Here is a 22,771-nt window from a genome sequence, read left to right on the forward strand (position 1 = left end):
TTAAAAACTGGGCAGCCATGCTTAGACCACCCAGTGAGGGGTAAAACAGCCTAATTAAGACTCATATGCAGACTCGCCATGAGAGGTGATGTCCAAGCCTTCACGCTCAGCATCCTCTTTAACACGCAAGCCAATCACAATATCCACTAATTTAAAGGCAATAAATGAGACCACGCCAGACCAGATCAAGGTAACGATGACGCCTTGGCTCTGAATCCATAGCTGGCTGGCAATCGAATAATCAGGGGCTGCAGCATTTGCCACATAATCCCAGATACCAGTTCCACCCAATGCTGGATCCGCAAATATGCCGGTTAATAATGCCCCCAAGATACCGCCAACACCATGGACACCGAATACGTCCAAGCTGTCGTCAGAGCCCAACATCTTCTTCAGGCCGGAAACACCCCATAGACAAATTACGCCAGCAAGAGCACCAATAACCAACGCACCCATTGGACCAACAAAGCCAGCAGCTGGCGTAATGGCAACCAAACCAGCTACGCAACCCGATGCAGCGCCCAACATGGAAGGCTTGCCTTTTGTAATCCACTCGGCAAATGACCAGCCCAATACTGCGGCAGCTGTTGCCAATAAGGTATTCACGAAAGCCAAGGCAGCGCTACCGTTTGCCTCAAGAGCGGAGCCGGCATTAAAGCCAAACCAACCGAACCACAAGAGTGAGGCGCCAATCATCACAAATACCAAGTTATGTGGCTTCATGGCTTCTTTGCCATAACCCAAGCGTTTACCGATCACAAATGAACCTACCAAGCCTGCAATCGCAGCATTGATATGAACTACAGTGCCACCAGCAAAATCGAGCACACCCTTCTGCCATAACCAACCAGCACGCGCCGTAATTGCCTCGAGCGATGCAGCATCTTTGATGTCATCAGGACCAGGCCAGAACCAAACCATGTGAGCGATGGGTAAGTAGCTGAAAGTAAACCAAAGAATCACAAACAAGATGATTGCGGAGAACTTTGCTCGCTCGGCAAACGAACCAATGATTAAACAGCAAGTAATAGTGGCAAACGCAGCCTGAAATGCCATAAATACAAATTCAGGAATCACAATACCTTTACTAAAAGTAGCAGCAACTGAATCTGGTGTCATGCCTTGTAAAAATAGACGATCTAAGCCACCGATAAATGCCCCACCTTCAGTAAATGCAAAGCTATACCCATAAAGTGACCACAATACCGTCACTAGCGAGAACACAAACATACACTGTACGAGCACAGAGAGAATGTTCTTACTGCGCGTTAAACCGCCGTAGAACAAAGCCAAACCCGGCAACGTCATCAAGATTACTAATGCAGTACACACTAACAACCATGCTGTATCAGCCTTGTTAGGAACTAATGCTGGCGCTGCCGCTACCGCCGCAGCTGCGGCACTAGCAACTGGCTTGGCTTCATCAGCAAAGGCTGGTGAAGCCACCATGACACTGGTTGCACCAATAGCCAAGGCCATTGCGCTTCCAGCTAGGAGTCGTTTCATCCAAGTTAACATTTTGAACCTCTCTTTAAAGTGCTGACGCGCCGGTTTCACCGGTACGAATGCGAATGACGTGTTCAACTGGTGAGACAAAAATCTTGCCATCACCAATCTTGCCAGTACGAGCAGATTTTTCAATTGCTTCAATCGCTCGCTCCAAGATGCCATCTTCAACAGCAGCTTCAATTTTTACCTTAGGTAAAAAGTCGACTACGTACTCAGCACCGCGATACAACTCGGTGTGACCCTTTTGACGACCAAAGCCTTTAACTTCTGTGACGGTAATGCCCGAAACTCCCACTTCTGAGAGAGCCTCACGCACTTCGTCAAGCTTAAAAGGCTTGATGATTGCGGTAATTAATTTCATACGTTTCTCCGTTCAGAGGAAAGAATTAGAAAGTTTTTGTGAGTGAAAAATTCACACCACCACGGCCAGACCATGTTGATTGATTTCCACCAGTTGTATACCAACTTGGATTCGCATTAGTTTGAATATATGAAACTTGAGCAGCTAAACCGCCACCAAAGTCCTTAGTCATACCTAATTTCCAATCTGTGTAACTAATATTATTTTGCGCACCGCTATAGCCAGTTGTTGTAAATGGTTGACCAGCAATATATTGATAACCAATATGGCCGTTGGCAGTTAATCCCCAAAAACCGGTGTCGTAGTTCAATGTCAAGTCTGGATACATCGAACCAGCGCTATTAGGAATACCGAAGAGTGTCGTTACTGCATATGAAAGTTTTACAAAGCCAGTTAATGGGCCAAATGTAAAGTTTTGAGCCGCGTACAACTCAGTTGAATTTGGGTTCTGCATAAAGGTTGAGTTAAAACCTTTAGTTGGATAGTAGTACTGCAGTACACCAAAGTCAGATGCGAATCCTGGAGCAATTAATTCTTTCTTGAAACCACCGTAGAAGTCCATTTCAATATTGCTACTCACATTGTTACCAGCTGTACCGCCAGCAGTACTATTTTGGTCACCAATCCAGCTAATGGAGCTATTCCAGTTGCCGATGTAGAAACCACTTTCATGTGCATAGTCAAAACCGCCTTGAATAGCCGGCTGATAGTTGGACTGAGTAAGACCACGGTAGCGATAGTCATTAGTGATAGTCACGTTAGCTGTAATTGGACTTGCTTCTGGAGCCTCAGGCGCGGCAGCAGGCGCTGTTTGTGCAAAGCTTGTCGCTGTAAATAAGCCAGAAGCTGCTAGAGCGATGGCTGTTTTTTGAATCGTTTTCATAATATGTAGCTCCTTAGTGGTCATGAAAAAGTGGTAAATGCCGATTGCATGGTGTGATCATGAATCTGCACCCCCTCCACCCACTGCTAGCAATTCACCGAAATAAGGCTCATGCTTATGATTGGTGCGTCAATTTGCACCATTTTTGTACATTTTGATGAATTTCCGGAATTTAAGGGCCTTTTTGCATCAATTAAGAGCTACAACTTAAAATAGTCTCATCAATATTTTACGTAACTATCCATAGATCAGCGAGGCCATCATGCAAAAACCAGGCGAAATCCTAGAGCAAATCCAGCGTATTGCTAGCGATATGCAAAACAAGGTTGGGGATGCCATTCGCAACTCCCCAGCACAAGAGATTGAAAAGAATGTGCGCGCCATGATGACGCAAGGATTTCAAAAAATGGATTTGGTTACTCGTGAAGAGTTTGAGTTGCAGTCTAAGGTGCTATCTAAAACTAGAGAGAAGCTTGAGACATTGGAGGCCAAAGTAGCCGCTTTAGAAAAGGCTGCCTCGTAAATTCTTTATTCTTTAATTGTTGGGGTGCTAGGGAAAAATTTAGGTGATACTAAAAACCAGATGTACCCCAATGCCTGTATAGCTAAATAAACACCTAGAGCAACATCAAATGCACTCGTGCGTGACCATCCGGCACCAATGCCTAGGTCTACCAGATATCCTATCCCCCACTGCACAATAAAAGCGCCAATAAAAAGAGTGAGGTTATAGCTTGTGCTAACCCGCCCAGAAAATGTTTTTGGGAAATAGGAAACAATGAGGCTCTGTGCCAACACATAGGAAGCGCACGCTACCGCAAGTAAGCACCACCAAACCCAAACCCACGAACTCCTCAAATAAAAAGCGCACCCTTGTAAAACCAATGCGGCACCGACCATCCAAATGAGATAACGCAAAGTAGTAATACCGTACCTTGCCAGCTTGGGCAAAAAAATGGCATTCATGGCATACGCAAACAACAGCACTGCATTAAATAAAAATAAAATTTGAGATGCCGTCTCAGCTGGATACTCCATGACAATCGTCAACCATGGGCCCAGCCACAATGTTTGAATTGCAATAAATCCGCCGTAACAAAATGTACCTAGAGGAAAAATTCTCCAAAAAAATGCATTGGTCAAAATTGGCTTATAACTACTCCATGAAAATGTTGGTTTCTCGCTAAGATTTTGGCCCTCAGCATGAGACGATGTTTTTGTTTTGATTGGAAGTCCAAAGTAAAGCCCAATAATTGCGAGGCCGGATAGAGTCGCCATGGCTATAAAGATTCCCCGCCAGCCCAAATAGGGCAATACAGCATGTACTGGCCAAGAAGTGATCAGAGCCCCAGAGGCTCCAAAAACCAACATGCCAGAAGCTAACTGCCCCTGTCTTTCCACGGGAAACCAAGTGCGAAATCCCGAAAATGCAGCCATCAAACAGGAAGAGACTCCAATTCCAATAAGCACTCTTCCTATTAATAGGCCAGTGAAATCATCTGCCCAAGAAAATACCAACGCTCCAAGAATGGCAAACATCATCAAAGAGATTTCGGTTAATCTCGGGCCAAATCGATCCAAACATAAGCCCAGCGGAATTTGCGTAGCACCAAAGCCCACAAAATATGCTGCCGATAACAAGCCTAGCTGGGAGTTACTGATATGAAGATCGTGCATGAGCTCTGGAGCAATAACCGCATTGATAGAACGAAATGCATACGAGATCAAATAAGCAAAAGCAAAACTTAAGAATAGTTTTGTGGCAACCTTGGTATCCAGAGGTAAGGCAATCGGGGTATTAGGGCTTCTTCGCCAATGAAAAGACATACTTAATCTGGGCGGAATCCATCGAAGAAATTGGCATACGCTTCTTCAGAAAAAAAACTTCTTGCGTCTACGCGAGCAGGAGCAGAATGCAAAACAGACAGTTGATAAATCCAGGATCCTCCGTCTGATTTGGGTCTAATGATCCAACGAACACGCATGGATGTCTCTATGGCACCTGTTGAAGGAAACTCCAAGTAAAAATCTTGAGTAGAAATCTTCTGGTGGCTAGCAGTCTCATAAAATTGGGTCGAAGAAATTGCCGTCTCTAAACTAACATTTGCTCTATTAAACAAATTATTTTGTAGTTGCAATAACAATTGAGGCAAAAGATGAGTTTGGTCTTTACTCAAATCAATAACACTAACGGCATAAATATCATCGTCAATCTTAACCGCCTCTAAACTTTGCGGGACTTCTTGACCGTTATATGAAATTCGCCTATCAATCTTTTCAGGCTTACCAGGAAATAATGCAATGTAACCCTGTTGTGGAGACTGAATAGTTCTCCAATCTAACTTGGGGCTACATGCAGCCAGCAACAATGCAAGCGCTAGAAAAAGCCAAAACTGTTGAAAGCCAGATTTAGACAACTCCAGCCCCATGGGCTTGTTGATCTGCATGGTAACTAGATCGCACCATTGCTCCTACCGCGGCATGCGAAAAGCCCATCTGATAGGCCTGCTCTTCAAAATGCTTGAATACATCTGGATGAACATAACGGCGAACCGGCAAATGATGTCCTGAGGGTGCCAAGTATTGGCCAATCGTGAGCATGTCGATATTGTGCTCGCGCATATCGCGCATCACCTCCAGGATCTCTTCATCCGTTTCACCCAAGCCAACCATCAAGCCACTTTTTGTTGGAATATGAGGAAAGCGCTCTTTAAAATCTTTCAATAATTTCAAAGAATGTGCGTAATCTGCGCCAGGCCTTGCCTGCTTATATAAACGAGGCACGGTCTCAAGATTGTGATTCATAACATCTGGCAATCCAGCAGGAGCATGCTGGCTAAAAATATCCAATGCCTTGTCTAAGCGCCCACGGAAATCTGGGACCAATACTTCAATTCGAGTATTGGGTGATAGCTCTCTTGACTGAGAAATACAATCCACATAATGCATCGCACCGCCATCTCGCAAATCATCGCGATCCACGCTAGTAATTACAACGTAATTTAATTTCAAGGCAGCAATTGTTCGCGCTAAATTGGCGGGCTCTTTTTGATCCAGCGGATCAGGTCTACCATGACCAACATCACAAAATGGGCAGCGACGCGTACATTTATCGCCCATGATCATGAATGTGGCCGTGCCTTTTCCAAAACATTCTCCAATATTTGGGCAACTAGCCTCTTCACAAACAGTTACCAACTCGTTTTCACGCAGAATCGCTTTAATTTCTGAAAAACGAGAATTGCCAGAGGCTGCCTTAACCCGAATCCAATCTGGTTTCTTCAACACCTCTTCAAGCGGCACGATCTTGATCGGAATGCGGGCAGTCTTTTCGCTCGACTTCTGTTTGCGTGAAGCGTCGTAATTGACATCCTGACGAGAATGGGTAGAAATTTCGAGATCCGGCTTATTGGTAGTCATGATTAAATCAATTGCTCGCGCAAGTGCGCCAGCAGAGCTTGGCTAATAATGTCCCTATTGTCCTTGATCCCAAGGGTTTGCATATCAATTGTCTTCAAGCCCTCGTACCCACAAGGGTGAATCCGACCAAAAGCCTCTAAATCCGTAGCTACATTGAGGGCCAGCCCGTGATAACTACACCCTTTCGAGACCTTTAGCCCCAAAGCGGCAATCTTGGCGCCATGATGCTCAGGCGCCACACCACTATCTTGAGAAATGTAAATTCCAGGGGCTCCGGCATGCCTTTCAGCTTTGATTCCAAAATCTGCCAAAGTCTCAATCAAGGCCTGCTCAATCCTGATCACTAACTCCTTAACAAATATTCCCAATCGCCTTAAATCTAACAAAAGATAAACCACAATTTGCCCGGGGCCGTGATACGTAATTTCACCGCCACGATCAACTCGAACCAATGGAATTTGACTGCTGGGTGAATGCAAATTACCTGGATCACCAGCTAGTCCTAAAGTAAAAACAGGGGGGTGCTCTAAGACCCAAATTTCATCTGGAGTGTCACTAGTTCTCATCTGGGTAAAGTCACGCATCGCCTGATAGGTCGACTCGTAACCTGCAACCCCTAAATGTTTTACCAAGAGATTCATGTGAACAAGTTAAAGAACAATGCTCACCAAAGGATGCGTAGATAGTGTGCGATAGAGCTCATCCAATTGCTCACGACTAGTCGCAGTAATTGGTAAGGTAATACCTAAATAGTTTCCATCTTTTGATGGCCTTTGTTCAACTTTACTTTCATCAAAAGTTGGATCAAATTGATGGGCAATATGCAAAATAGCAGGAAGGTATTCGGGGCTGGCTTTACCCATTACCTTAATCGGAAAAAGTGAGGGATACTCAATTAATGATTTTTTTTCTTCTGTCATAAATACTCTTATATATATTTAACTATTGCGGTGATCGGGCATACCTAACCACGCACCAGTAATGATGTTGCGAATGCAATGTAAGCGACGGTGAAAAAAATGATCGGCACCAGGCACCACCTGCACTGTTAACTCCTGTGGACGAGCCCAATCAAAAACATCAATCAAAGGAATGGTTTCATCCATTTCGCCATGAATCAAAATGGTATCTGTTGGCGCAGGCGCTAAATTCCACTTTCCTGCCGCGCTACCAACCATGACCAAGCGCTCCGCAGGACGACCAAGCTCGGCCAACCTTTGCACAAGATGAGTGCCCACATAGCTTCCAAATGAAAATCCAGAAACAACTAATGGCAAAGTATTCGCCATTTGAGTCCAAGATTGATGCGCAGTAGCATCAAATTGAGTCCAACTTGATGGGGTACGCATCCAGTCCGTAACATGGAGCAAATCTTCCATCTCGCCGACACCATCATCGTGCACACCGGCAGTTGCACCAACCCCGCGAAAGTTTGGTCGCACGCTAATGTAACCCAGCTGGTTAAATGTACGTGCCATGGTTTGTGCGACCTTGTTATCCATTGTGCCGCCCATCAGCGGATGGGGGTGCGCTACCAAGGCCAACCCTCTTACAGAAAAATCTGGATTGTTTTTGAGCTCATCAGGAAGATCAATAGACATCTCAATTTGCCCAACGATGCCCTCTATCTGGATTATTTTTGTGCGACTGTTCATGTAATGCGCTTTCTAAAACGACTAAGCCAACTGCAGGCGAGCAACTGGACGCCCTTGAATTAAATGAGACTGAATAATTTCTTCAATATCCTCAACATCAATAAATGTGTACCAAATACCCTCTGGATAAACCACCATCACCGGACCATCAGCACAACGATCTAAACATCCGGCCTTATTCACTCGAACTTTACCTGGGCCTGCAAGTCCAAGCTCTTTAACGCGACGTTTGGCATACTCAAATAATTCGAATGCATTGTGCTGATCGCAGCATTCTTCCCCGCTCTTGCGTTGATTTAAACAGAAAAATAGATGGTGTTTAAAACTCATAAGCAATATCAATCAATCTTTTAATGTAAATGCTGATTTATGGCTAATAAGCCAAATTAAGGCTAAGGGCAACCATGCCACTGAAACCCACTGCGTCAACTCATGAAAGTGTATTAGCCGCCCTTGATTCCAATGTCTTAATGTGAGAATAAAGTATGGATTATCAGGCAATACATTAATCGCAATTGTTGCACTCAAGAGGCAAGACAAAGAAATCCAGAACTTGGTAATGCCCGTGAAATTTAAAGCCCATTTTAAGAAAATACTACCCAGCACCATACCCCAAATTGCCCCTGCAGTTAGCCAAAGCAAACCAAATTCCACTCCAAATTGCAAGGCTGTAAAAATTACTTTGATTATTACCGTTAAACACAGCAGGATATTGAGGATTTTCCACTGTGGCGCTTTAGCACGCATTCCCAAGGACAGTAGGAGAGCGGTGCCCACCCAACACAATGCGGTGATCACTGCCTCCTGAAGGACATGATTAATCACCATGGTTCCCCAATCCACTGAAGCGAATATAGCGTGCCCCCAGACCCCCGTCCCAAGCCAAGAGCTCTGAGGGTAAATCTGGGACCAAGGAAATAATAAAAGCAATGCGCAGCCTGACCAATTTAATCCGAACCATTGATCAAACCGACGTCGAATAGCGCTACCAGATAACCATTGAGGTCCCATGGGGATCGCCAGGAGGCCGCCCAGTAGAGCCCCCAAAACATTAGCCCACCAGTCCATTTGACTCGGAATGCGAGTTGGCAGCCAGGTTTGCAAGGACTCCACACTCATAGCCAAGATGGCACTGAGACCCAATGCCACTCCTAAAGCAGTGAAATTTCGCCAACGAGGGTAACAAGCAAACACCAGCAAGAAGCCTAGGGGGATATAGGCCAGGATATTGACCGACACATCAAACAATGTAATAAAACGTGGCAAAGGGGCATCTAACCAGGCCCAAGGCGGAATCCCATTCTGAAAGTTGAAGTCAAAAGGAGTTAGGCTGATATATACGATTAAAAGCGCATAACTAAGACTCATGGCACGCGCCAAAGGCATGGCCTGCAGGGGCCAAATAAACTTGCGGGGACGCTGATCTTCCGAGTGCATTCTCCAATTCTAGGTCAGACCTTTCTACAATGGTGAAATGAACTGGAATTGCATCCTAGAACGCGTTGCCAAAACTCAATCTACTAATGATGATTTATTGGCTCGTTGGCGTGCAGGTGAATTAATCGACCCTGTAGCTAGAATTGCGCATGAGCAAACCAAAGGTAAAGGTAGGGTAGGAAGAACATGGCTCGCTGAGCCCGAAAATACCCTTTGCTTTTCCTTAGCCTACCCATTTGATTGCCGTCCCCATGAATTGAGCGGCTTAAGCTTAGTCATTGGCATTGCTGTCATTTCTGGCATTGCAACAGCGCTCAATCTCGAAGAAACAGAGCTATATCAACTTGGGCTCAGATTGAAATGGCCAAATGATCTCCTGTTAAATAATGCAAAACTTGGCGGCATTCTGATTGAAGGGGGTCAAGCAAATCCAAGCGCCCCCACTTGGATGATTATTGGCGTCGGATTAAACGTACATCTCACCAATACCATTAAACAAAGTTTGGATAATCATTTATCTTTAAGAGCTGCCGCCCTAGAAGATTTACTACCTAAAGAAAAGCCAATCCCCGATATGGAATTTATTTGGCTAAAACTCATTGAGTCATTTGAGAAACATCTGAATGCGTTTAAGCAATACGGCTTTGCGCACTTTAAAAATCGCTGGTCACTTTGGGATGCATTTCATGATCAAGCCGTTTCTATCTCCAGCTTAGGTAATGAGCCCATTATTGGCATATCCAATGGGGTAGATGAATTTGGAGCATTGCTACTCAAGCAAAACAATACAATCATCACAGTACATGCAGGTGATGTTTCTTTGCGAGCACAATCATGAGTCTCTATTTATTATTTGATGTCGGCAATACACGCTTAAAATGGGCGGCAGTTGAGTCAACACAAAATACTGCTGATCGCAATAAAAAGCTATGGGCCTACTCTGGTTCAATTAGCAGTAAATCACTACAAATCCCGGAGCTACGCGAAGAGCTTTCGCTCTACATCAGCAACACATTGCCTAAACCAGATGCAATTGGTTTTTGTTGTGTAGCCGGAGACGCTGCAATTGACAATCTTCAATCTCTATTTTCACAATGGAAAGATGTTCGCTGGCAACAGCTAAGAGGTGACAGCATCTATGAAGGGATGCGCACCCTCTATCAAGAGCCCAGCAAACTTGGGGCTGATCGCTGGGCGGCACTCATTGGCGCAAGAGCCTTATCTAGCGTCAATACACTAATCATCAATGCTGGGACCGCTAGTACCATAGATCTACTGGGTGGAAACGGCATTCATTATGGCGGTTGGATTTTGCCTGGCCTAAGCTTGATGCAAGAGAGCCTGCAGAATAATACGGCTCAACTACCATCAGTGGAGCGTCAGGTTAATACCTTGAGTGCGCTAGGTTTTGGTATCACGACCAATGAAGCGATCATTGGCGGATGTGATGCTGCACAAATCGGAGCCATACTACATGCACTGCATTTGGCAAAAGAAATCAATCACCCAGTTGAACGTATTTGGCTTGACGGTGGCAATGCCAAAATTTTGGCAAATGAAATGAAGAAATTTTCACACTTAGCCAATTTACCTATTGAGCCAATCGAAGGGCTTGTGCTACGTGGTCTTTGGGCTTGGCTACTACAAAACCTCTAATAGAATCTCTGCTTTGAACCCTGCCTAGTTAGTGCGAATCTTGCCCAACAAAGTAGTTGTAGAGCGCTCATATAAAAATGGGATAGCAATTGCTTTACCACCCCAAGTTTTTACTAACTTGGTTTCTTCTAGAGTATCAATTTCATAATCTCCGCCCTTAATATAAATATCGGGGCGAATCTTCGCAATTAAATTCACAGGTGTCTGTTCAGAAAAAACCACTACCAGATCTACACTCTCAAGCGCAGCTAATAAGGCCTGACGATCCGCCTCGGTATTAATCGGTCGATCATCCCCCTTGCCGAGCATTTTGACTGAGGTGTCCGAGTTCACGCCAACCACTAGACTTGCGCCCAATTCTCGCGCCTGAGCTAAATAGCTGGCATGTCCGCGATGCAGGATATCGAATACGCCATTAGTAAAAACTAGCGGCCTAGGGAGCTTAGCGATCCGAGCTTCCAGCTGATCAGAAGGGCAGACTTTAGCCTCGAATGGAGGTAGGGGAAATTGCGTCATAACGCAATATTAATCGCATTAGACTTACCCAACGATATTTCCTAGAATGTCTTAGACTGACTCATGCTCGACTAAACCCAAGGCTTAAGATGATTCGCAATACCACTCGTTACTTTCTGGCGGCACTTTTATTGGTGCCAATGCTGACATTGTCAGAGGTAAGTCTGGCAGCACCGGATACTTGCAGTCCCCTGCTATCCCATAGCTTTCCAAGACTTCAGGACGAAGTGCCACAGAACTTATGCCAATATCAAGGTAAAGTTATTTTGGTGGTGAATACCGCTAGTTTTTGCGGATTCACCAGCCAATATGAGGGACTAGAGCAACTCTACGCAAAATATAAAGATAAGGGCTTGGTTGTCCTAGGCTTTCCCTCAAACGACTTTGGGCAACAAGAGCCTGGAAGTAATAAAGAAATTGCCGATTTCTGCAAAAATACCTATGACGTCAAATTTCCAATGTTTGCGAAAAGCGTAGTTAGCGGAAATAATCCCAATCCTCTATTTAAGATGCTAATTGCCAAAACAGGTACTAGCCCAAAGTGGAATTTTTATAAATACCTTATTGACCGAAATGGCAATGTAGTAAAGGCTTATGGAAGCATAACTAAACCCACAAGCAATAGTCTTGTTAGCGAGATTGAAAAACTACTCGAAGAAAAAAGATAGGCGCCTGCGAGCGCCCCATTAATTACTTGTACTTATCCTTGCGGATTTTTTGCTCCAAATAATCCATTACCGTGATAGCCTTAGATTTTGTTCCAGCAATTGATGGCGAAGTTACATAGCGCCCTTGCATCACAATCGTTGGCACACCATCAATACGATAAGCATCGGCCATCTGCCTAGCGGCACGCGCTTTTGAAACCACCGCAAATGAGCGATAGGTTGCCAAGAAAGAATTGCGATCAATGCCCTGGGATGCCACCCAATCAGCAATCTCATTTTCAGTCATGAGACGCTTATTTTCCTTGTGCATGGCATACATCACTTTTTCATTGAGCGCATCACCCTTACCCAACGCTTCAAGGGCGTAGAACAGCTGACTATGCGGCATAAAGTCATCACGAAAAGCAACAGGCACTCTGCGAAACACCACATCCTTAGGCTGACGCTTTACCCAAGCACTTAACTCTGGCTCAAAGTCGTAGCAATGTGGACAGCCATACCAAAAGAACTCGATGACCTCCACCTTGCCTTTAGTCTCGACAGGCTGCGGCATGGGGAGAATGCGGTAATCAAAACCCTCTTCGATCTTAGTGCTTTGGGCAGTTGCGATACCAGCAACAGAGAGAGCAAGCATGAGGCCTACCATTGAAAATAGAGCTCTTTTGGATAATGAAATCATGATTTGCTTGACTTAATAACGGTTGGTTTAATTCCCATATTACTCAACTTATCCCGCACGGGATTACTCTCTTCAACACTGTTGTAAGGTCCGACGCGAACGCGCCACAGTGTATTGCCTTCACTGCTAATTTCACTCAATTGAGACTGGATACCTTGAATAGCTAAGCTTGCCTTTTGAGCATCAGCATCAGCGCGCTTATTAAAGGCGCCAACCTGCAAAAAATAAATAGCGTCCGATTTTGCGGCGGGAGCTGATGTCACTTCTGCTGGTTTTTTTCCTGCAGCCAAATCTCCAATTGGATCTGGAGAGGTAGCAGCAGGCGTCGAGGATTTTCCATGCAATGGCTTGTTTAAATCCAAAGGTTCTGCGGGCGCTGCGTTCTCACCTTCTATGGGGGCCTGCGACGGCTTGATGGTTAACGGAAGGTTAGGCGCTCTGACGCCAGGGCGCTCCTGAGGGGTATTTTTAGAAAGATAAAAAGCAATAACAAAAGCAATCCCCAAGCCAGCGGCTAGACCAAAAATAAACCCAAGAATGGTACCGCCAAATTGCGGGTGTGCATTGTCCACCTTTGGCATGAAGCTGATTTTTTGATTCACTTTTTTCATCGCGTCCCCATCCTTCTTATTTGCTTCTACAGTAATGCTCAGTACCCCTAGCTTACATCTTAGCGGGCGCAGACACACCCAATACTTTCAAACCATTTTCAAGCACCTGGCGAGTTGCAGATAGTAAAGCTAGGCGTGCCAACTTCAAAGCAGGGTCATCCACCAAAACACGGTCCGCGTTATAGAAGGCATGGAAATCGCCAGCTAAATCACGCAAGTAAAAGGCCAAAGCATGTGGCGCCAAATCAGCGGCAGCATCCGTTAAAACCTCAGGGTACTCAGCCAAACGACGCAATAAGTGATCCGATGCCTTGCTTTGCAAGAGGGATAAATCGGCCGACCTTAAATCAGATGTCTGACCACCCCATTGGGTCAATATAGAACAGATACGAGCATGCGCATACTGGACGTAAAACACTGGGTTCTCATCGTTTTGCTGTAATGCCAGGTCAATATCAAATACAAATTCTGTATCCGCTTTTCGCGAGATTAAGAAAAAGCGTACGGCGTCGCGCCCACGCTGCAAGGCAAGTTCGCGCTCAGCAGGGGTCATTTCTGGAGTAATGCCTCCGGACCATTCAACAAGATCACGCACAGTCACATAAGAGCCAGCCCGCTTAGAAATTTTTACTTCCTCGCCATGACGCATTACCGTCACCATCTTATGCAATACATAGTCTGGATAAGTTTTAGGAATATTCCAATCCCGCTTTAGGGCAACACCCTGCAAGCCTGAGCGGACGCGGGCTATCGTGCCATGGTGATCGCTACCCTGCACGTTAATGACCTTCTTAAAGCCACGACTCCATTTGCTTGCGTGATAAGCCACATCCGGCACAAAGTAAGTAAAACTACCATCTGACTTGCGCATGACTCGATCCTTGTCATCACCATCATCTGTAGTCTTAAGCCAAAGGGCGCCTTCAGCTTCATATGTCTTGCCAATACTTTGTAAGTCCTGAACAATTTGCGCAACACTACCATCGGTATAAAGAGAAGACTCTAAGTAGTAGCAGTCAAATTTCACACCGAATGTTTTTAAGTCAATATCTTGCTCATTGCGTAAATAGGCAACCGCAAATTGACGAATAGCCTCAATCGCTTCCGCTTCAGAAAGATCATTACGATAATTGGGGGCTAATTTGTATGCATTAGCAATCTCAGCGATGTACTCACCGTTATAAGCCTGTTCTGGCCAATTAGGGTCGCCTGGCTTTAAACCATTCAAACGTGCCTGGACTGAAAGTGCTAAGTTCGCAATTTGCACACCTGCATCGTTGTAATAAAACTCGCGATGCACTTTGATACCTTGAGTCGCCAATAAATTAGCAAGCGCATCACCCAGCGCCGCCTGACGACCGTGACCCACATGTAGAGGTCCAGTAGGATTTGCCGAAACAAACTCAATCATCGCGCTTGCTACGGGAGCCGATTCAGGACTTAGGCGCCCAAACCGTGGTCCAGATGACAAAACTTCTTGCACAACAGCAGTTTTCGCGGCATTACTTAGGCGAAAGTTAATAAATCCTGGGCCGGCAATGTCACAAGAAGCAATCAAATCGCCGTATCCCGGTTGTTGCTGCAAGCGCTCCACCAATTCCTGAGCCAATTCCCGAGGATTGATTTTCCAGGCCTTGGAAAGCTGGAGTGCAATATTACAAGCGATATCCCCATGGTCAATAGCCTTTGGGCGCTCTAAACGGGGCTGCGGAGCCTCTCCCAAACCACGCTCTTGAGCCAAACCTTGCAGGGAGGCTCCCAGCATGTCAATTAATCGATTTTTATTAGTTAACAACATAGATGAGTGAGTTTATCAGGTGGTAAGCTATCGAAATGATCTATCAATTTCGCTCCAAAGCGGGTCCAGATGTCATTATGTTGGCCGATCTAAGCCAGCGAATATTCGATATATTAGGGCGCCCATTAGAGTCCAGAGGAATTTTAACGGCCGAACAATTGCCAAACTACATCACCGCACTTGAAACTGCCATCCTCAAAGATCTCGAAGAGCGAGCAAATGCCAATTTGAGCAAATCAGAAGATGTAGAAAAACCAAAAATGGCTGATCGACTAGGTCAGCGAGCCTACCCCTTCTTGGAGCTAATGAAACAAGCTAAAGCCAAAGATGAACCCGTGATGTGGGGCGTGTAAGACACCCCACTCCAAGCAACACTTGGACTCAATCAGTCTATTGAGCTAGCCAACTGGCGACGGATATCTTCAACAGATTCCTCTCGACGTTTAGCCAGATCTTCAATCTGATCCGCAGAAATCTTACCGACATTAAAATAGCGCGCATCCGGATGAGCCAAGTAAAAGCCGCTGACACTAGAGGCTGGATTCATAGCCATAGATTCGGTCAAAGTCATACCAATATCCTCTGAGCCGATCACGCGCAATAAATCTTTCTTTACCTCATGTGCAGGGCAGGCTGGATATCCAGGCGCCGGGCGAATACCGCGGTACTCTTCATTAATCATCTGATCGTTGGTCAGAATTTCATCTGTAGCGTAGCCCCATAAATCAGTACGAACCCGATGGTGCATGAGCTCAGCAAACGCCTCTGCCAGGCGATCCGCTAAGGACTGCAACATAATCGCGCTATAGTCGTCGTGCTTCGCATGAAACTCCGCAACCTTCTTCTCCACTCCATGACCTGTGGTGACCGCAAAGCAACCAAGGTAATCGGCAACATGCGAATCTTTTGGTGCTACATAATCAGCCAAGCAACGATTAGGACGGCGGATGCCATCAACTACAGGTCGCTCAGATTGTTGACGTAAGTTATGCCAAACAAATAGCGGATGCTCGCGAGACTCATCACTATATAAAACGATGTCATCGCCAACGGTATTCGCGGGATAGAAAGCAACCACAGCATCCGCTTGCAACCACTGGCCTTTAATTAACTTATCAAGCAACACCTGGGCATCTTCATACACTTTACGAGCTTCTACGCCAACAATCTCATCATCAAGAATTGCTGGGAACTTACCAGCCAAATCCCAAGTCTGGAAGAAAGGTGTCCAGTCAATATATTTAGCAATATCACTTAGTGCGAAATTCTTAAAGACGCGACGACCAATAAATTTAGGCTTCTCAGGTACATAGTTAGCCCAATCAATTAACTCGCGATTCTTGCGCGCTGCCTCTAGTGAGATTGTTGGGGCAACTTTCTTATTCGCATGTTGCTCGCGAATACGCGCATAGTCATCACGTAAATCTTGAATGAATTTCTTAGCGCTTTCATCGGACAGCAAACTAGAGGCAACCGATACAGAACGGGACGCATCCGGAACGTAGACCACCGGACCATCGTAGTGCGGGGCAATCTTTACCGCGGTATGCACGCGGGAGGTAGTCGCTCCACCAATCATCAACGGAATTTGACGCTCACGGAAATAGTCATCACGCTGCATCTCTTGTGCGACATAAGTCATCTCCTCTAAAGAGGGAGTAATCAGACCTGATAAGCCAACGATGTCAGCCTTTTCTTCTTTGGCGCGCTTCAGAATTTCTGCACAAGGCACCATGACGCCCATATTGGCGACCTCAAAGTTATTACACTGAAGCACCACCGTCACAATATTCTTTCCAATATCGTGCACGTCGCCCTTCACGGTAGCCATCACAATCTTGCCTTTGGCTTTTGCCTCCCCACCTGAAGCAATATGCAAACGCTTCTCTTCTTCAATATAAGGAATCAATATGGCAACAGCTTGCTTCATGACGCGCGCGCTCTTGACCACCTGAGGCAGGAACATCTTGCCGGCACCAAATAAATCGCCAACAACATTCATACCATCCATTAGCGGGCCTTCAATCACCTCAATCGGCCTACCACCTGCGCCCATGATCTGGGCACGCAGCTCTTCGGTATCTTCTTCGATAAAGGTTGTGATGCCATGCACCAATGCATGCGTTAAACGCTCACGTACTGGGCCTTCACGCCAAACTAAGTTTTCTACCTGCTTAGCGCCACCACCTTTAAATTGATCGGCGATATCTAGCAATCGCTCCGTTGGTGTCTTACCATCTTTTTCTTTAAAGCGATTTAACACAACATCTTCAACGCGCTCACGTAACTCCGGATCCAAATCTGCATACACGCCCAACTGGCCAGCATTGACGATGCCCATATCCATGCCCGCCTGAATGGCGTGATACAGAAACACAGTATGAATTGCTTCACGAACGCGATCATTGCCGCGGAAAGAAAAACTTACATTAGATACACCACCGCTAACTTTTGCACCTGGTAGGTTTTCTTTAATCCAACGGGTGGCATTAATAAAATCAACCGCATAGTTGTCATGCTCTTCAATACCAGTGGCAATAGCAAAAATGTTCGGATCAAAAATAATATCTTCGGCAGGAAATCCAATTTCATTCACCAAGATGTCATAGCAACGCTGGCAAATTTCTGTCTTACGCTTAAAGGTGTCCGCTTGACCAACTTCGTCAAACGCCATGACAACTGAAGCAGCACCATAGCGACGAATTAAACGTGCTTGCTTTCTGAAGGGCTCCTCACCCTCCTTCAAGGAAATCGAATTCACAATCGGCTTACCTTGAATACACTTAAGGCCAGCCTCAATCACACTCCACTTAGAGGAGTCGATCATGATTGGTACACGGGCAATATCTGGCTCTGAAGCAATGAGATTTAAGAAGCGCGTCATAGCCGCTTCAGAATCTAGCATCGCTTCATCCATATTGATATCGATGATTTGAGCGCCATTCTCAACCTGTTGTCTTGCTACCGCAAGCGCCTCATCAAACTGATTATTCAAAATCATGCGCGCAAATGCTTTTGAACCGGTAACGTTAGTACGCTCGCCGATATTTACAAACCCAACATCAGCTGTAACATTGAATGGTTCCAAGCCAGATAATTTCATGGCTGGCATTGATTTCTTATTCCCGCTCATACTGATACCTCCACACCTTCGCGATAGAAGGCTCGTGGCTTGCGCTTAGCAACAGCATTGGCAATCGCACGAATGTGATCCGGCGTAGTTCCACAGCAACCGCCAACTAAATTGACTAAGCCATCTTTTGCAAATCCATCTACTAAACCAGAAGTAATTTCTGGGGTCTCATCAAAACCAGTATCACTCATAGGATTTGGCAAGCCCGCATTTGGATAGCAAGAGACCGCGGCGTCACAAATACGGGCCAACTCGGCAATGTATGGGCGCATGAGCGCCGCACCTAAGGCGCAGTTCAAACCAAATGTCAGCGGCTTGATATGACGCAAACTATTCCAGAAGGCTTCCACTGTTTGACCAGACAGAATCCGGCCGGATGCATCAGTCACTGTCCCTGAAATCATCACCGGCAATCGCTCACCAGTTTCTTCAAAGAATTCATCTAAGGCAAATAATGCCGCCTTAGCATTTAGCGTATCGAAAATTGTTTCAACCAAGAATAAATCAACACCACCCTCAAACAGCCCCTCGATCTGCTCGCGATAGGAGGCGCGCAATGCATCAAAGGTCACATTACGGGCACCAGGATCATTTACATCCGGCGAAATACTAGCTGTCTTTGGAGTAGGCCCAATGGCACCCGCTGCAAATCGCGGCTTATCTGGCGTGGAGTATTTTTCACATGCAGCACGGGCCAATTGAGCAGAGATAACATTCATCTCACGAGCTAAGCCAGCCATTTTGTAATCTTCTTGGGCCACAGATGTTGCGCCAAAAGTATTGGTCTCAATAATGTCCGCACCAGCATCTAAATACTGCTCATGGATCTTGCTGATGATTTGGGGTTGAGTCAGCGCCAATAGTTCATTATTTCCCTTGATATCACCTGGATGATCGGCAAAGCGTGTGTTGGCAGGCAAACCACGGTAGTCAGCTTCATTTAACTTATATTGTTGGATCATGGTTCCCATGGCGCCATCCAAAATCAGAATGCGCTGCTTTAGTAACTCGGGAAGTGCCTGACCGCGGGTGTAAGGCTGGGACAAACCATTAGATTGCATTGCTTAACCGGGAATAATCTCTAGAATCTCTTATTGTATTGGCAATAAGCCACTTTTATCTGACCCGGAGCCCTCTATGTTTGGAACTATCCCCGAATTTAACCAAAGCCTTGAAATGATGAAAACCATGTGGGGTCAAGCGGCGGCGGGACAGGCCCCCGGGCAATTTCCCTTTACTACCGATGCCTCTAAGGCGGCCGGGGGATTTGGCGCTGCCTTTCCCGGGCTAGATACGGATGAGTTGGAAAAACGCATCAAAGACCTTAAAAGCGTCGAAAATTGGCTGAATCTTAACCTCAATATTCTGAAATCGACTATTCAAGGCCTAGAAGTGCAACACGCTACCATGATGGCGCTCAAATCTTTTGGGGATGCAGTTTCTGCTTCAGCCGCAGCCGCTACCGGATCTTCCGAAGAATCTGGAGCAAAGGCTGCTAAACCACGGAAAACCGCAACACGCCGTCGTCGCAAAGCTGGCGATGCAACTTTCCTCGACGAAGTAGGTAATTCAGATGAGCGATAGCCTCGCCCATCGCAAATGTCAGCTGGTGAATATCTAATTCACGCTTAAATAAAACAGGTACTAGCTCACGAGCAGTAGCCGGTTTTTCGCATGCCTGCAGCGTATCAGCTAAGCGCTCATCATGGTGCGCTTTTAGCTGGGCAATACGCGGCTTCATTCCGGTAAACGGCTTACCATGGGATGGCAAGACCAAGGTGTCATCAGGCAATGGCAAATATCGGTTTAAGGAGCTGAGATATAGGCCCAGGGGATCGGCATCTGGATCAGCATCGAAAACACTTACATTTGTGGAGATGCGCGGCAATAACATGTCCCCCGAAATCAACACTCCCAAGTCCTTGCAAAACAATGAAGCATGCTCTGGCGCATGACCATATCCCATAATGATTTGCCACTCATGCCCACCAATCAGAATCACTTCGCCATCGAGGATGCGGCGATACTGTCTTGGAACACCAGGCACCATATTGCTATAGTAATTCGATCGCGCTCGAATTTTTTCCAAATCATCTTGCGCACTTAAGCCGTGTTTCTGAAAATGGTCCGCAGATCCTCCGCCACCTGCACGAGCGCCAATTGCTGCCCCACCCTCTTTGTGGCTAAGCCACTGCGCAGTCAGATAGTCCGTCATAGAAATCCATAGTGGCGCCTTCCACCTCTCACATAACCACTGTGAGAGACCCACATGATCTGGATGCATGTGCGTCACAATCACTCTGAGTACAGGTAAGCCCTCTAACTGCGTGGAAAATACCTGCTCCCAAGACGACTTAGTCTCATCATTGGCAATTCCACAATCAACAATCGTCCACCCCTGCACCCCATCTAATTGATCCCGTAAAAGCCATAAATTAATATGATCTAGAGCAAAGGGAAGGCGCATACGCAACCAACGAACGCCGGGCGCAACCTCAATTGAACTACCCACTTCCGGTAAAGCATCGGCTAAGGGATAATCAATGGGATTAGTAGGGTTTTGATGTGTATTCATTAGGATCGTTTTAGCTTCTAATTTACTTTTCTCAAATAATTCAGTTTTGACTAGGCTTAATGTGACAACAGTTCCATCCCCTTGCGTCAATTGGTGCGAGATCAACCCAAATGATGGATATTGCCGTGGTTGCTATCGTACGCTAATTGAAATTGCAAGCTGGTCTGAGCTTTCCGATCTCGATAAACTGGCAATCTGGGACAAACTGGAAGCACGTAAACCAAATTCATAATATAAAAGGCTCTCGCCCATAGAGCCACTTCATAAAAATACTCCATTTTGCACACCAACCTTCTAATGGGTTTATCCTAACGAGCATTGCTAATGATGGAGATTTCCATGAAAAAAGTTTTACTAACGGTTGCAATTTCTAGCCTCAGCATTGTCGGTTGTTCTTCAACCCAAATGAGCATGTCTATGGGCAATATGCGCCTGATCAATTCCAGCGCGGCGCCGCAAGATGTGATGAATTTTGCCAATACCGCCTGTAAAAATGATTTTTACCAGGGCGCGAGCTTTCTTTCGAAGGCTGGCAAGGAATATCGATTTAAATGTGTGAAGGCTGAAGAGAATGAAATTTTGACTCCGATTCCCGGGACAACCATCCCCACAGAACCAGCTAGCAGCAAATAAGCGCAAGAGTATGGCCCCGTTTACGTCACATGAACTACGCAAAGGATTTTCTTCTTTTGCAACCGGGGTTACTGTTATCACGTGCCTAGATTCCAACCAGAATCCTCACGGCATCACCATCAGCTCTTTCAATACCGTTTCCCTCGAGCCAGCATTAATCCTCTGGAGCCTAAAAAAGCATTCCAGATTAATGCCCTCTTTTGAGGTTGGTCATAAACAATTAATTCATGTGTTGGAGCGCTCGCAAGAAGCAATGGCAATGCATTTCGCCACAGTAAAAGAAAACCAATTCGCCGATATTCCCCATAAGATTTCAGCCAGCGGCCTCCCACAAATTGAGGGCTGTGCTGCTTACTTTGAATGTGAAACCGTTTCAGTTCATACGGGTGGTGATCACAACATCATCGTTGCCAAAGTACTCAATCTGAAACATGATCCTCAAAGTCATCCACTTATCTTTGCCCATAGCCAATTTATGGGCTTAGATTTTTCAACCTCAAAGGAGTCTTCATGATGCGTTTATGGGGTAGAAGAAGTTCTATCAATGTTCAAAAAGTTTTATGGTGCCTTGCAGAGCTAGGTCTTGAGGAGGGTAAAGACTTTGAACGCATTGATGCGGGACTTCATTTTGGCAAAAATCGTACGCCAGAATTTTTAAAGCTCAACCCGAATGGTTTAGTACCCACTCTCGAAGATGGCAATCTAGTGCTATGGGAGTCCAATACCATTTTGCGATACCTGATTCGCCAACACGACCCCGCAAATAGATTCGCCAAAGACATTGCTACTCAATATCAATCCGAGAAATGGATGGACTGGCAATTAGGGACTATGTGGCCCACCATACGCATCGCCTTTCTTGGGCTTACACGCGCTCCTGAAAATGAACGGAATTATGAGGTTATTCGAAAGTCATATCAGGATGCAAATCAACTGCTCGGCTTACTAGATCAACAGTTAGCAAGGACAACATTCTGCTCTGGGAATTCCTTTCATATCGGAGATATCACATTAGCGCTTTGCGTAAGCCGCTGGATTCTTTTACATCAAACCTTTCCAGATAAAACTGGGGAGCGGCCACAATTGCACAATATCGATTCCTGGATGAAGCGCATAGAAACTGAAACCAAATACAGTATGGTGGCAGAGAAAGAGCTCAATATCGTGAAGTAGTCATGATCTTTAGTGATCGCGAGGCAGTAACAAAAAAGGGTGAACCATGTTCACCCTTTTTTTG

The 22,771-nt window shown here is 45.7% G+C and carries 28 protein-coding genes; 10 read left to right on the forward strand and 18 right to left on the reverse strand.

Annotated elements, in window-relative coordinates; translation table 11 throughout:
• Window positions 1–54 precede the first annotated feature (54 nt).
• The 3 genes from AOB49_RS00370 to AOB49_RS00380 are packed head-to-tail and all read right to left on the reverse strand — an operon-like array spanning window position 55 to window position 2,753.
• Window positions 55–1,479 carry an ammonium transporter gene (locus tag AOB49_RS00370; RefSeq protein ID WP_407070222.1) on the reverse strand — a complete coding sequence of 475 codons (1,425 nt, stop codon included), beginning with the start codon at window positions 1,477–1,479 and terminating at the stop codon, window positions 55–57.
• A gap of 52 nt (window positions 1,480–1,531) precedes the next feature.
• Window positions 1,532–1,870, reverse strand: coding sequence for a P-II family nitrogen regulator (locus tag AOB49_RS00375; protein ID WP_011903792.1), 339 nt, complete (start codon window positions 1,868–1,870; stop codon window positions 1,532–1,534).
• Between the two features lie 25 nt (window positions 1,871–1,895).
• Window positions 1,896–2,753 (reverse strand): TorF family putative porin, encoded by an 858-nt coding sequence (locus AOB49_RS00380; protein WP_062306579.1) that lies wholly within the window; start codon window positions 2,751–2,753, stop codon window positions 1,896–1,898.
• A gap of 262 nt (window positions 2,754–3,015) precedes the next feature.
• Between AOB49_RS00380 and AOB49_RS00385 the strand changes: the two genes are divergently transcribed.
• Entirely contained in the window at window positions 3,016–3,276 is a 261-nt protein-coding gene (locus AOB49_RS00385) for an accessory factor UbiK family protein (RefSeq protein WP_062306581.1), read from the forward strand.
• 5 nt (window positions 3,277–3,281) lie between these two features.
• Here the strand turns inward: AOB49_RS00385 and AOB49_RS00390 are convergent, their stop codons facing one another.
• From AOB49_RS00390 to AOB49_RS00425, 8 genes are read right to left on the reverse strand one after another with little or no spacing between them, the layout of a single operon-like run.
• Window positions 3,282–4,580, reverse strand: a complete 1,299-nt coding sequence (locus tag AOB49_RS00390) for an MFS transporter (RefSeq protein WP_062306583.1) — start codon at window positions 4,578–4,580, stop codon at window positions 3,282–3,284.
• Between the two features lie 2 nt (window positions 4,581–4,582).
• Window positions 4,583–5,200, reverse strand: coding sequence for a hypothetical protein (locus tag AOB49_RS00395; RefSeq protein ID WP_216634586.1), 618 nt, complete (start codon window positions 5,198–5,200; stop codon window positions 4,583–4,585).
• Window positions 5,163–6,173 (reverse strand): lipoyl synthase, encoded by a 1,011-nt coding sequence (gene lipA, locus AOB49_RS00400; RefSeq protein ID WP_062306586.1) that lies wholly within the window; start codon window positions 6,171–6,173, stop codon window positions 5,163–5,165. The genes AOB49_RS00395 and lipA overlap by 38 nt, the downstream gene beginning before the upstream one ends.
• A gap of 2 nt (window positions 6,174–6,175) precedes the next feature.
• A complete protein-coding gene (lipB, locus tag AOB49_RS00405; protein ID WP_062306588.1) occupies window positions 6,176–6,814 on the reverse strand; it encodes a lipoyl(octanoyl) transferase LipB in 639 nt (212 codons plus the stop codon).
• Between the two features lie 9 nt (window positions 6,815–6,823).
• Complete coding sequence (locus AOB49_RS00410) at window positions 6,824–7,093, reverse strand: YbeD family protein (RefSeq protein WP_062306590.1); 270 nt, start codon at window positions 7,091–7,093, stop codon at window positions 6,824–6,826.
• Window positions 7,094–7,111: 18 nt separating this feature from the next.
• The gene (locus tag AOB49_RS00415; protein ID WP_062306593.1) at window positions 7,112–7,828 is read right to left on the reverse strand and encodes an alpha/beta hydrolase; all 717 of its coding nucleotides are present in this window, start codon (window positions 7,826–7,828) and stop codon (window positions 7,112–7,114) included.
• Window positions 7,829–7,849: 21 nt separating this feature from the next.
• The gene (locus tag AOB49_RS00420) at window positions 7,850–8,158 is read right to left on the reverse strand and encodes a (2Fe-2S) ferredoxin domain-containing protein (protein ID WP_062306594.1); all 309 of its coding nucleotides are present in this window, start codon (window positions 8,156–8,158) and stop codon (window positions 7,850–7,852) included.
• 12 nt (window positions 8,159–8,170) lie between these two features.
• Complete coding sequence (locus AOB49_RS00425; RefSeq protein ID WP_062306596.1) at window positions 8,171–9,265, reverse strand: VanZ family protein; 1,095 nt, start codon at window positions 9,263–9,265, stop codon at window positions 8,171–8,173.
• A 37-nt stretch (window positions 9,266–9,302) separates the two neighbouring features.
• Between AOB49_RS00425 and AOB49_RS00430 the strand changes: the two genes are divergently transcribed.
• Both AOB49_RS00430 and AOB49_RS00435 read left to right on the forward strand, forming a co-directional pair.
• Window positions 9,303–10,103, forward strand: coding sequence for a biotin--[acetyl-CoA-carboxylase] ligase (locus tag AOB49_RS00430; RefSeq protein ID WP_062306599.1), 801 nt, complete (start codon window positions 9,303–9,305; stop codon window positions 10,101–10,103).
• A complete protein-coding gene (locus AOB49_RS00435) occupies window positions 10,100–10,921 on the forward strand; it encodes a type III pantothenate kinase (protein ID WP_062306602.1) in 822 nt (273 codons plus the stop codon). Before AOB49_RS00430 ends, AOB49_RS00435 begins: the two co-directional genes overlap by 4 nt.
• Window positions 10,922–10,945: 24 nt before the next feature.
• Here AOB49_RS00435 and rfaE2 read toward each other — a convergent pair whose 3' ends face one another.
• The gene (gene rfaE2 / locus AOB49_RS00440) at window positions 10,946–11,437 is read right to left on the reverse strand and encodes a D-glycero-beta-D-manno-heptose 1-phosphate adenylyltransferase (protein ID WP_062306604.1); all 492 of its coding nucleotides are present in this window, start codon (window positions 11,435–11,437) and stop codon (window positions 10,946–10,948) included.
• A gap of 89 nt (window positions 11,438–11,526) precedes the next feature.
• Here rfaE2 and AOB49_RS00445 point away from each other — a divergent pair, with 89 nt between their 5' ends.
• Window positions 11,527–12,105, forward strand: a complete 579-nt coding sequence (locus tag AOB49_RS00445) for a glutathione peroxidase (protein ID WP_082783996.1) — start codon at window positions 11,527–11,529, stop codon at window positions 12,103–12,105.
• Window positions 12,106–12,127: 22 nt separating this feature from the next.
• Here the strand turns inward: AOB49_RS00445 and AOB49_RS00450 are convergent, their stop codons facing one another.
• From AOB49_RS00450 to argS, 3 genes are read right to left on the reverse strand one after another with little or no spacing between them, the layout of a single operon-like run.
• Window positions 12,128–12,784, reverse strand: coding sequence for a thiol:disulfide interchange protein DsbA/DsbL (locus AOB49_RS00450; protein WP_062306607.1), 657 nt, complete (start codon window positions 12,782–12,784; stop codon window positions 12,128–12,130).
• Window positions 12,781–13,395: an SPOR domain-containing protein gene (locus AOB49_RS00455; protein ID WP_062306609.1), complete on the reverse strand. Its 615-nt coding sequence runs from the start codon at window positions 13,393–13,395 to the stop codon at window positions 12,781–12,783. The genes AOB49_RS00450 and AOB49_RS00455 overlap by 4 nt, the downstream gene beginning before the upstream one ends.
• A gap of 52 nt (window positions 13,396–13,447) precedes the next feature.
• A complete protein-coding gene (gene argS / locus AOB49_RS00460; RefSeq protein WP_062306612.1) occupies window positions 13,448–15,193 on the reverse strand; it encodes an arginine--tRNA ligase in 1,746 nt (581 codons plus the stop codon).
• A gap of 35 nt (window positions 15,194–15,228) precedes the next feature.
• Between argS and AOB49_RS00465 the strand changes: the two genes are divergently transcribed.
• The gene (locus tag AOB49_RS00465; RefSeq protein ID WP_062306614.1) at window positions 15,229–15,546 is read left to right on the forward strand and encodes a DUF1840 domain-containing protein; all 318 of its coding nucleotides are present in this window, start codon (window positions 15,229–15,231) and stop codon (window positions 15,544–15,546) included.
• Window positions 15,547–15,578: 32 nt separating this feature from the next.
• Here the strand turns inward: AOB49_RS00465 and metH are convergent, their stop codons facing one another.
• A complete protein-coding gene (gene metH / locus AOB49_RS00470) occupies window positions 15,579–18,326 on the reverse strand; it encodes a methionine synthase (RefSeq protein WP_062306616.1) in 2,748 nt (915 codons plus the stop codon).
• Window positions 18,323–19,387 (reverse strand): homocysteine S-methyltransferase family protein, encoded by a 1,065-nt coding sequence (locus AOB49_RS00475; protein WP_062306619.1) that lies wholly within the window; start codon window positions 19,385–19,387, stop codon window positions 18,323–18,325. The genes metH and AOB49_RS00475 overlap by 4 nt, the downstream gene beginning before the upstream one ends.
• A gap of 115 nt (window positions 19,388–19,502) precedes the next feature.
• Here AOB49_RS00475 and AOB49_RS00480 point away from each other — a divergent pair, with 115 nt between their 5' ends.
• Window positions 19,503–19,910, forward strand: a complete 408-nt coding sequence (locus AOB49_RS00480) for a PhaM family polyhydroxyalkanoate granule multifunctional regulatory protein (protein ID WP_245640576.1) — start codon at window positions 19,503–19,505, stop codon at window positions 19,908–19,910.
• Here the strand turns inward: AOB49_RS00480 and AOB49_RS00485 are convergent.
• The gene (locus AOB49_RS00485) at window positions 19,822–20,901 is read right to left on the reverse strand and encodes an MBL fold metallo-hydrolase (RefSeq protein ID WP_062307306.1); all 1,080 of its coding nucleotides are present in this window, start codon (window positions 20,899–20,901) and stop codon (window positions 19,822–19,824) included. The two genes, AOB49_RS00480 and AOB49_RS00485, sit on opposite strands and share 89 nt — an antisense overlap.
• Before the next feature lie 61 nt (window positions 20,902–20,962).
• On the opposite strand from AOB49_RS00485, the gene AOB49_RS11805 reads away from it, so the two are divergent.
• The 4 genes from AOB49_RS11805 (at window position 20,963) to AOB49_RS00500 (ending at window position 22,707) form a co-directional block, all read left to right on the forward strand.
• Entirely contained in the window at window positions 20,963–21,133 is a 171-nt protein-coding gene (locus AOB49_RS11805; protein ID WP_082783997.1) for a DUF1289 domain-containing protein, read from the forward strand.
• A gap of 107 nt (window positions 21,134–21,240) precedes the next feature.
• On the forward strand, window positions 21,241–21,534 hold the full coding sequence (locus AOB49_RS00490; RefSeq protein ID WP_062306624.1) for a hypothetical protein: 294 nt from the start codon (window positions 21,241–21,243) through the stop codon (window positions 21,532–21,534).
• Window positions 21,535–21,544: 10 nt separating this feature from the next.
• Complete coding sequence (locus tag AOB49_RS00495; RefSeq protein ID WP_062306627.1) at window positions 21,545–22,048, forward strand: flavin reductase family protein; 504 nt, start codon at window positions 21,545–21,547, stop codon at window positions 22,046–22,048.
• Window positions 22,045–22,707 (forward strand): glutathione S-transferase family protein, encoded by a 663-nt coding sequence (locus AOB49_RS00500; RefSeq protein WP_062306629.1) that lies wholly within the window; start codon window positions 22,045–22,047, stop codon window positions 22,705–22,707. The genes AOB49_RS00495 and AOB49_RS00500 overlap by 4 nt, the downstream gene beginning before the upstream one ends.
• The last annotated feature ends 64 nt before the right edge of the window (window positions 22,708–22,771 follow it).

Origin of the sequence: Polynucleobacter sinensis (genome assembly GCF_001595985.1) — a bacterium.
GTDB classification, from domain to species: Bacteria; Pseudomonadota; Gammaproteobacteria; order Burkholderiales; family Burkholderiaceae; genus Polynucleobacter; species Polynucleobacter sinensis.

What these genes read in the sequence shown, in the direction of transcription:
- AOB49_RS00395 (WP_216634586.1), bottom strand. Translation starts at nt 5,200, where the DNA reads ATGCAGATCAACAAGCCCATGGGGCTGGAGTTGTCTAAATCTGGCTTT.
- AOB49_RS00380 (WP_062306579.1), bottom strand. Translation starts at nt 2,753, where the DNA reads ATGAAAACGATTCAAAAAACAGCCATCGCTCTAGCAGCTTCTGGCTTA.
- AOB49_RS00425 (WP_062306596.1), bottom strand. Translation starts at nt 9,265, where the DNA reads ATGCACTCGGAAGATCAGCGTCCCCGCAAGTTTATTTGGCCCCTGCAG.
- AOB49_RS00495 (WP_062306627.1), top strand. Translation starts at nt 21,545, where the DNA reads ATGGCCCCGTTTACGTCACATGAACTACGCAAAGGATTTTCTTCTTTT.
- AOB49_RS00370 (WP_407070222.1), bottom strand. Translation starts at nt 1,479, where the DNA reads ATGGCCTTGGCTATTGGTGCAACCAGTGTCATGGTGGCTTCACCAGCC.
- AOB49_RS00420 (WP_062306594.1), bottom strand. Translation starts at nt 8,158, where the DNA reads ATGAGTTTTAAACACCATCTATTTTTCTGTTTAAATCAACGCAAGAGC.
- AOB49_RS00415 (WP_062306593.1), bottom strand. Translation starts at nt 7,828, where the DNA reads ATGAACAGTCGCACAAAAATAATCCAGATAGAGGGCATCGTTGGGCAA.
- AOB49_RS00410 (WP_062306590.1), bottom strand. Translation starts at nt 7,093, where the DNA reads ATGACAGAAGAAAAAAAATCATTAATTGAGTATCCCTCACTTTTTCCG.
- AOB49_RS00475 (WP_062306619.1), bottom strand. Translation starts at nt 19,387, where the DNA reads ATGCAATCTAATGGTTTGTCCCAGCCTTACACCCGCGGTCAGGCACTT.
- lipB (WP_062306588.1), bottom strand. Translation starts at nt 6,814, where the DNA reads ATGAATCTCTTGGTAAAACATTTAGGGGTTGCAGGTTACGAGTCGACC.
- AOB49_RS00480 (WP_245640576.1), top strand. Translation starts at nt 19,503, where the DNA reads ATGATGAAAACCATGTGGGGTCAAGCGGCGGCGGGACAGGCCCCCGGG.
- AOB49_RS00430 (WP_062306599.1), top strand. Translation starts at nt 9,303, where the DNA reads ATGAACTGGAATTGCATCCTAGAACGCGTTGCCAAAACTCAATCTACT.
- AOB49_RS00500 (WP_062306629.1), top strand. Translation starts at nt 22,045, where the DNA reads ATGATGCGTTTATGGGGTAGAAGAAGTTCTATCAATGTTCAAAAAGTT.
- argS (WP_062306612.1), bottom strand. Translation starts at nt 15,193, where the DNA reads ATGTTGTTAACTAATAAAAATCGATTAATTGACATGCTGGGAGCCTCC.
- AOB49_RS00490 (WP_062306624.1), top strand. Translation starts at nt 21,241, where the DNA reads ATGAAAAAAGTTTTACTAACGGTTGCAATTTCTAGCCTCAGCATTGTC.
- AOB49_RS00390 (WP_062306583.1), bottom strand. Translation starts at nt 4,580, where the DNA reads ATGTCTTTTCATTGGCGAAGAAGCCCTAATACCCCGATTGCCTTACCT.
- rfaE2 (WP_062306604.1), bottom strand. Translation starts at nt 11,437, where the DNA reads ATGACGCAATTTCCCCTACCTCCATTCGAGGCTAAAGTCTGCCCTTCT.
- AOB49_RS00435 (WP_062306602.1), top strand. Translation starts at nt 10,100, where the DNA reads ATGAGTCTCTATTTATTATTTGATGTCGGCAATACACGCTTAAAATGG.
- AOB49_RS00485 (WP_062307306.1), bottom strand. Translation starts at nt 20,901, where the DNA reads ATGAATACACATCAAAACCCTACTAATCCCATTGATTATCCCTTAGCC.
- AOB49_RS00450 (WP_062306607.1), bottom strand. Translation starts at nt 12,784, where the DNA reads ATGATTTCATTATCCAAAAGAGCTCTATTTTCAATGGTAGGCCTCATG.
- AOB49_RS00385 (WP_062306581.1), top strand. Translation starts at nt 3,016, where the DNA reads ATGCAAAAACCAGGCGAAATCCTAGAGCAAATCCAGCGTATTGCTAGC.
- AOB49_RS00375 (WP_011903792.1), bottom strand. Translation starts at nt 1,870, where the DNA reads ATGAAATTAATTACCGCAATCATCAAGCCTTTTAAGCTTGACGAAGTG.
- AOB49_RS00445 (WP_082783996.1), top strand. Translation starts at nt 11,527, where the DNA reads ATGATTCGCAATACCACTCGTTACTTTCTGGCGGCACTTTTATTGGTG.
- metH (WP_062306616.1), bottom strand. Translation starts at nt 18,326, where the DNA reads ATGAGCGGGAATAAGAAATCAATGCCAGCCATGAAATTATCTGGCTTG.
- lipA (WP_062306586.1), bottom strand. Translation starts at nt 6,173, where the DNA reads ATGACTACCAATAAGCCGGATCTCGAAATTTCTACCCATTCTCGTCAG.
- AOB49_RS00465 (WP_062306614.1), top strand. Translation starts at nt 15,229, where the DNA reads ATGATCTATCAATTTCGCTCCAAAGCGGGTCCAGATGTCATTATGTTG.
- AOB49_RS00455 (WP_062306609.1), bottom strand. Translation starts at nt 13,395, where the DNA reads ATGAAAAAAGTGAATCAAAAAATCAGCTTCATGCCAAAGGTGGACAAT.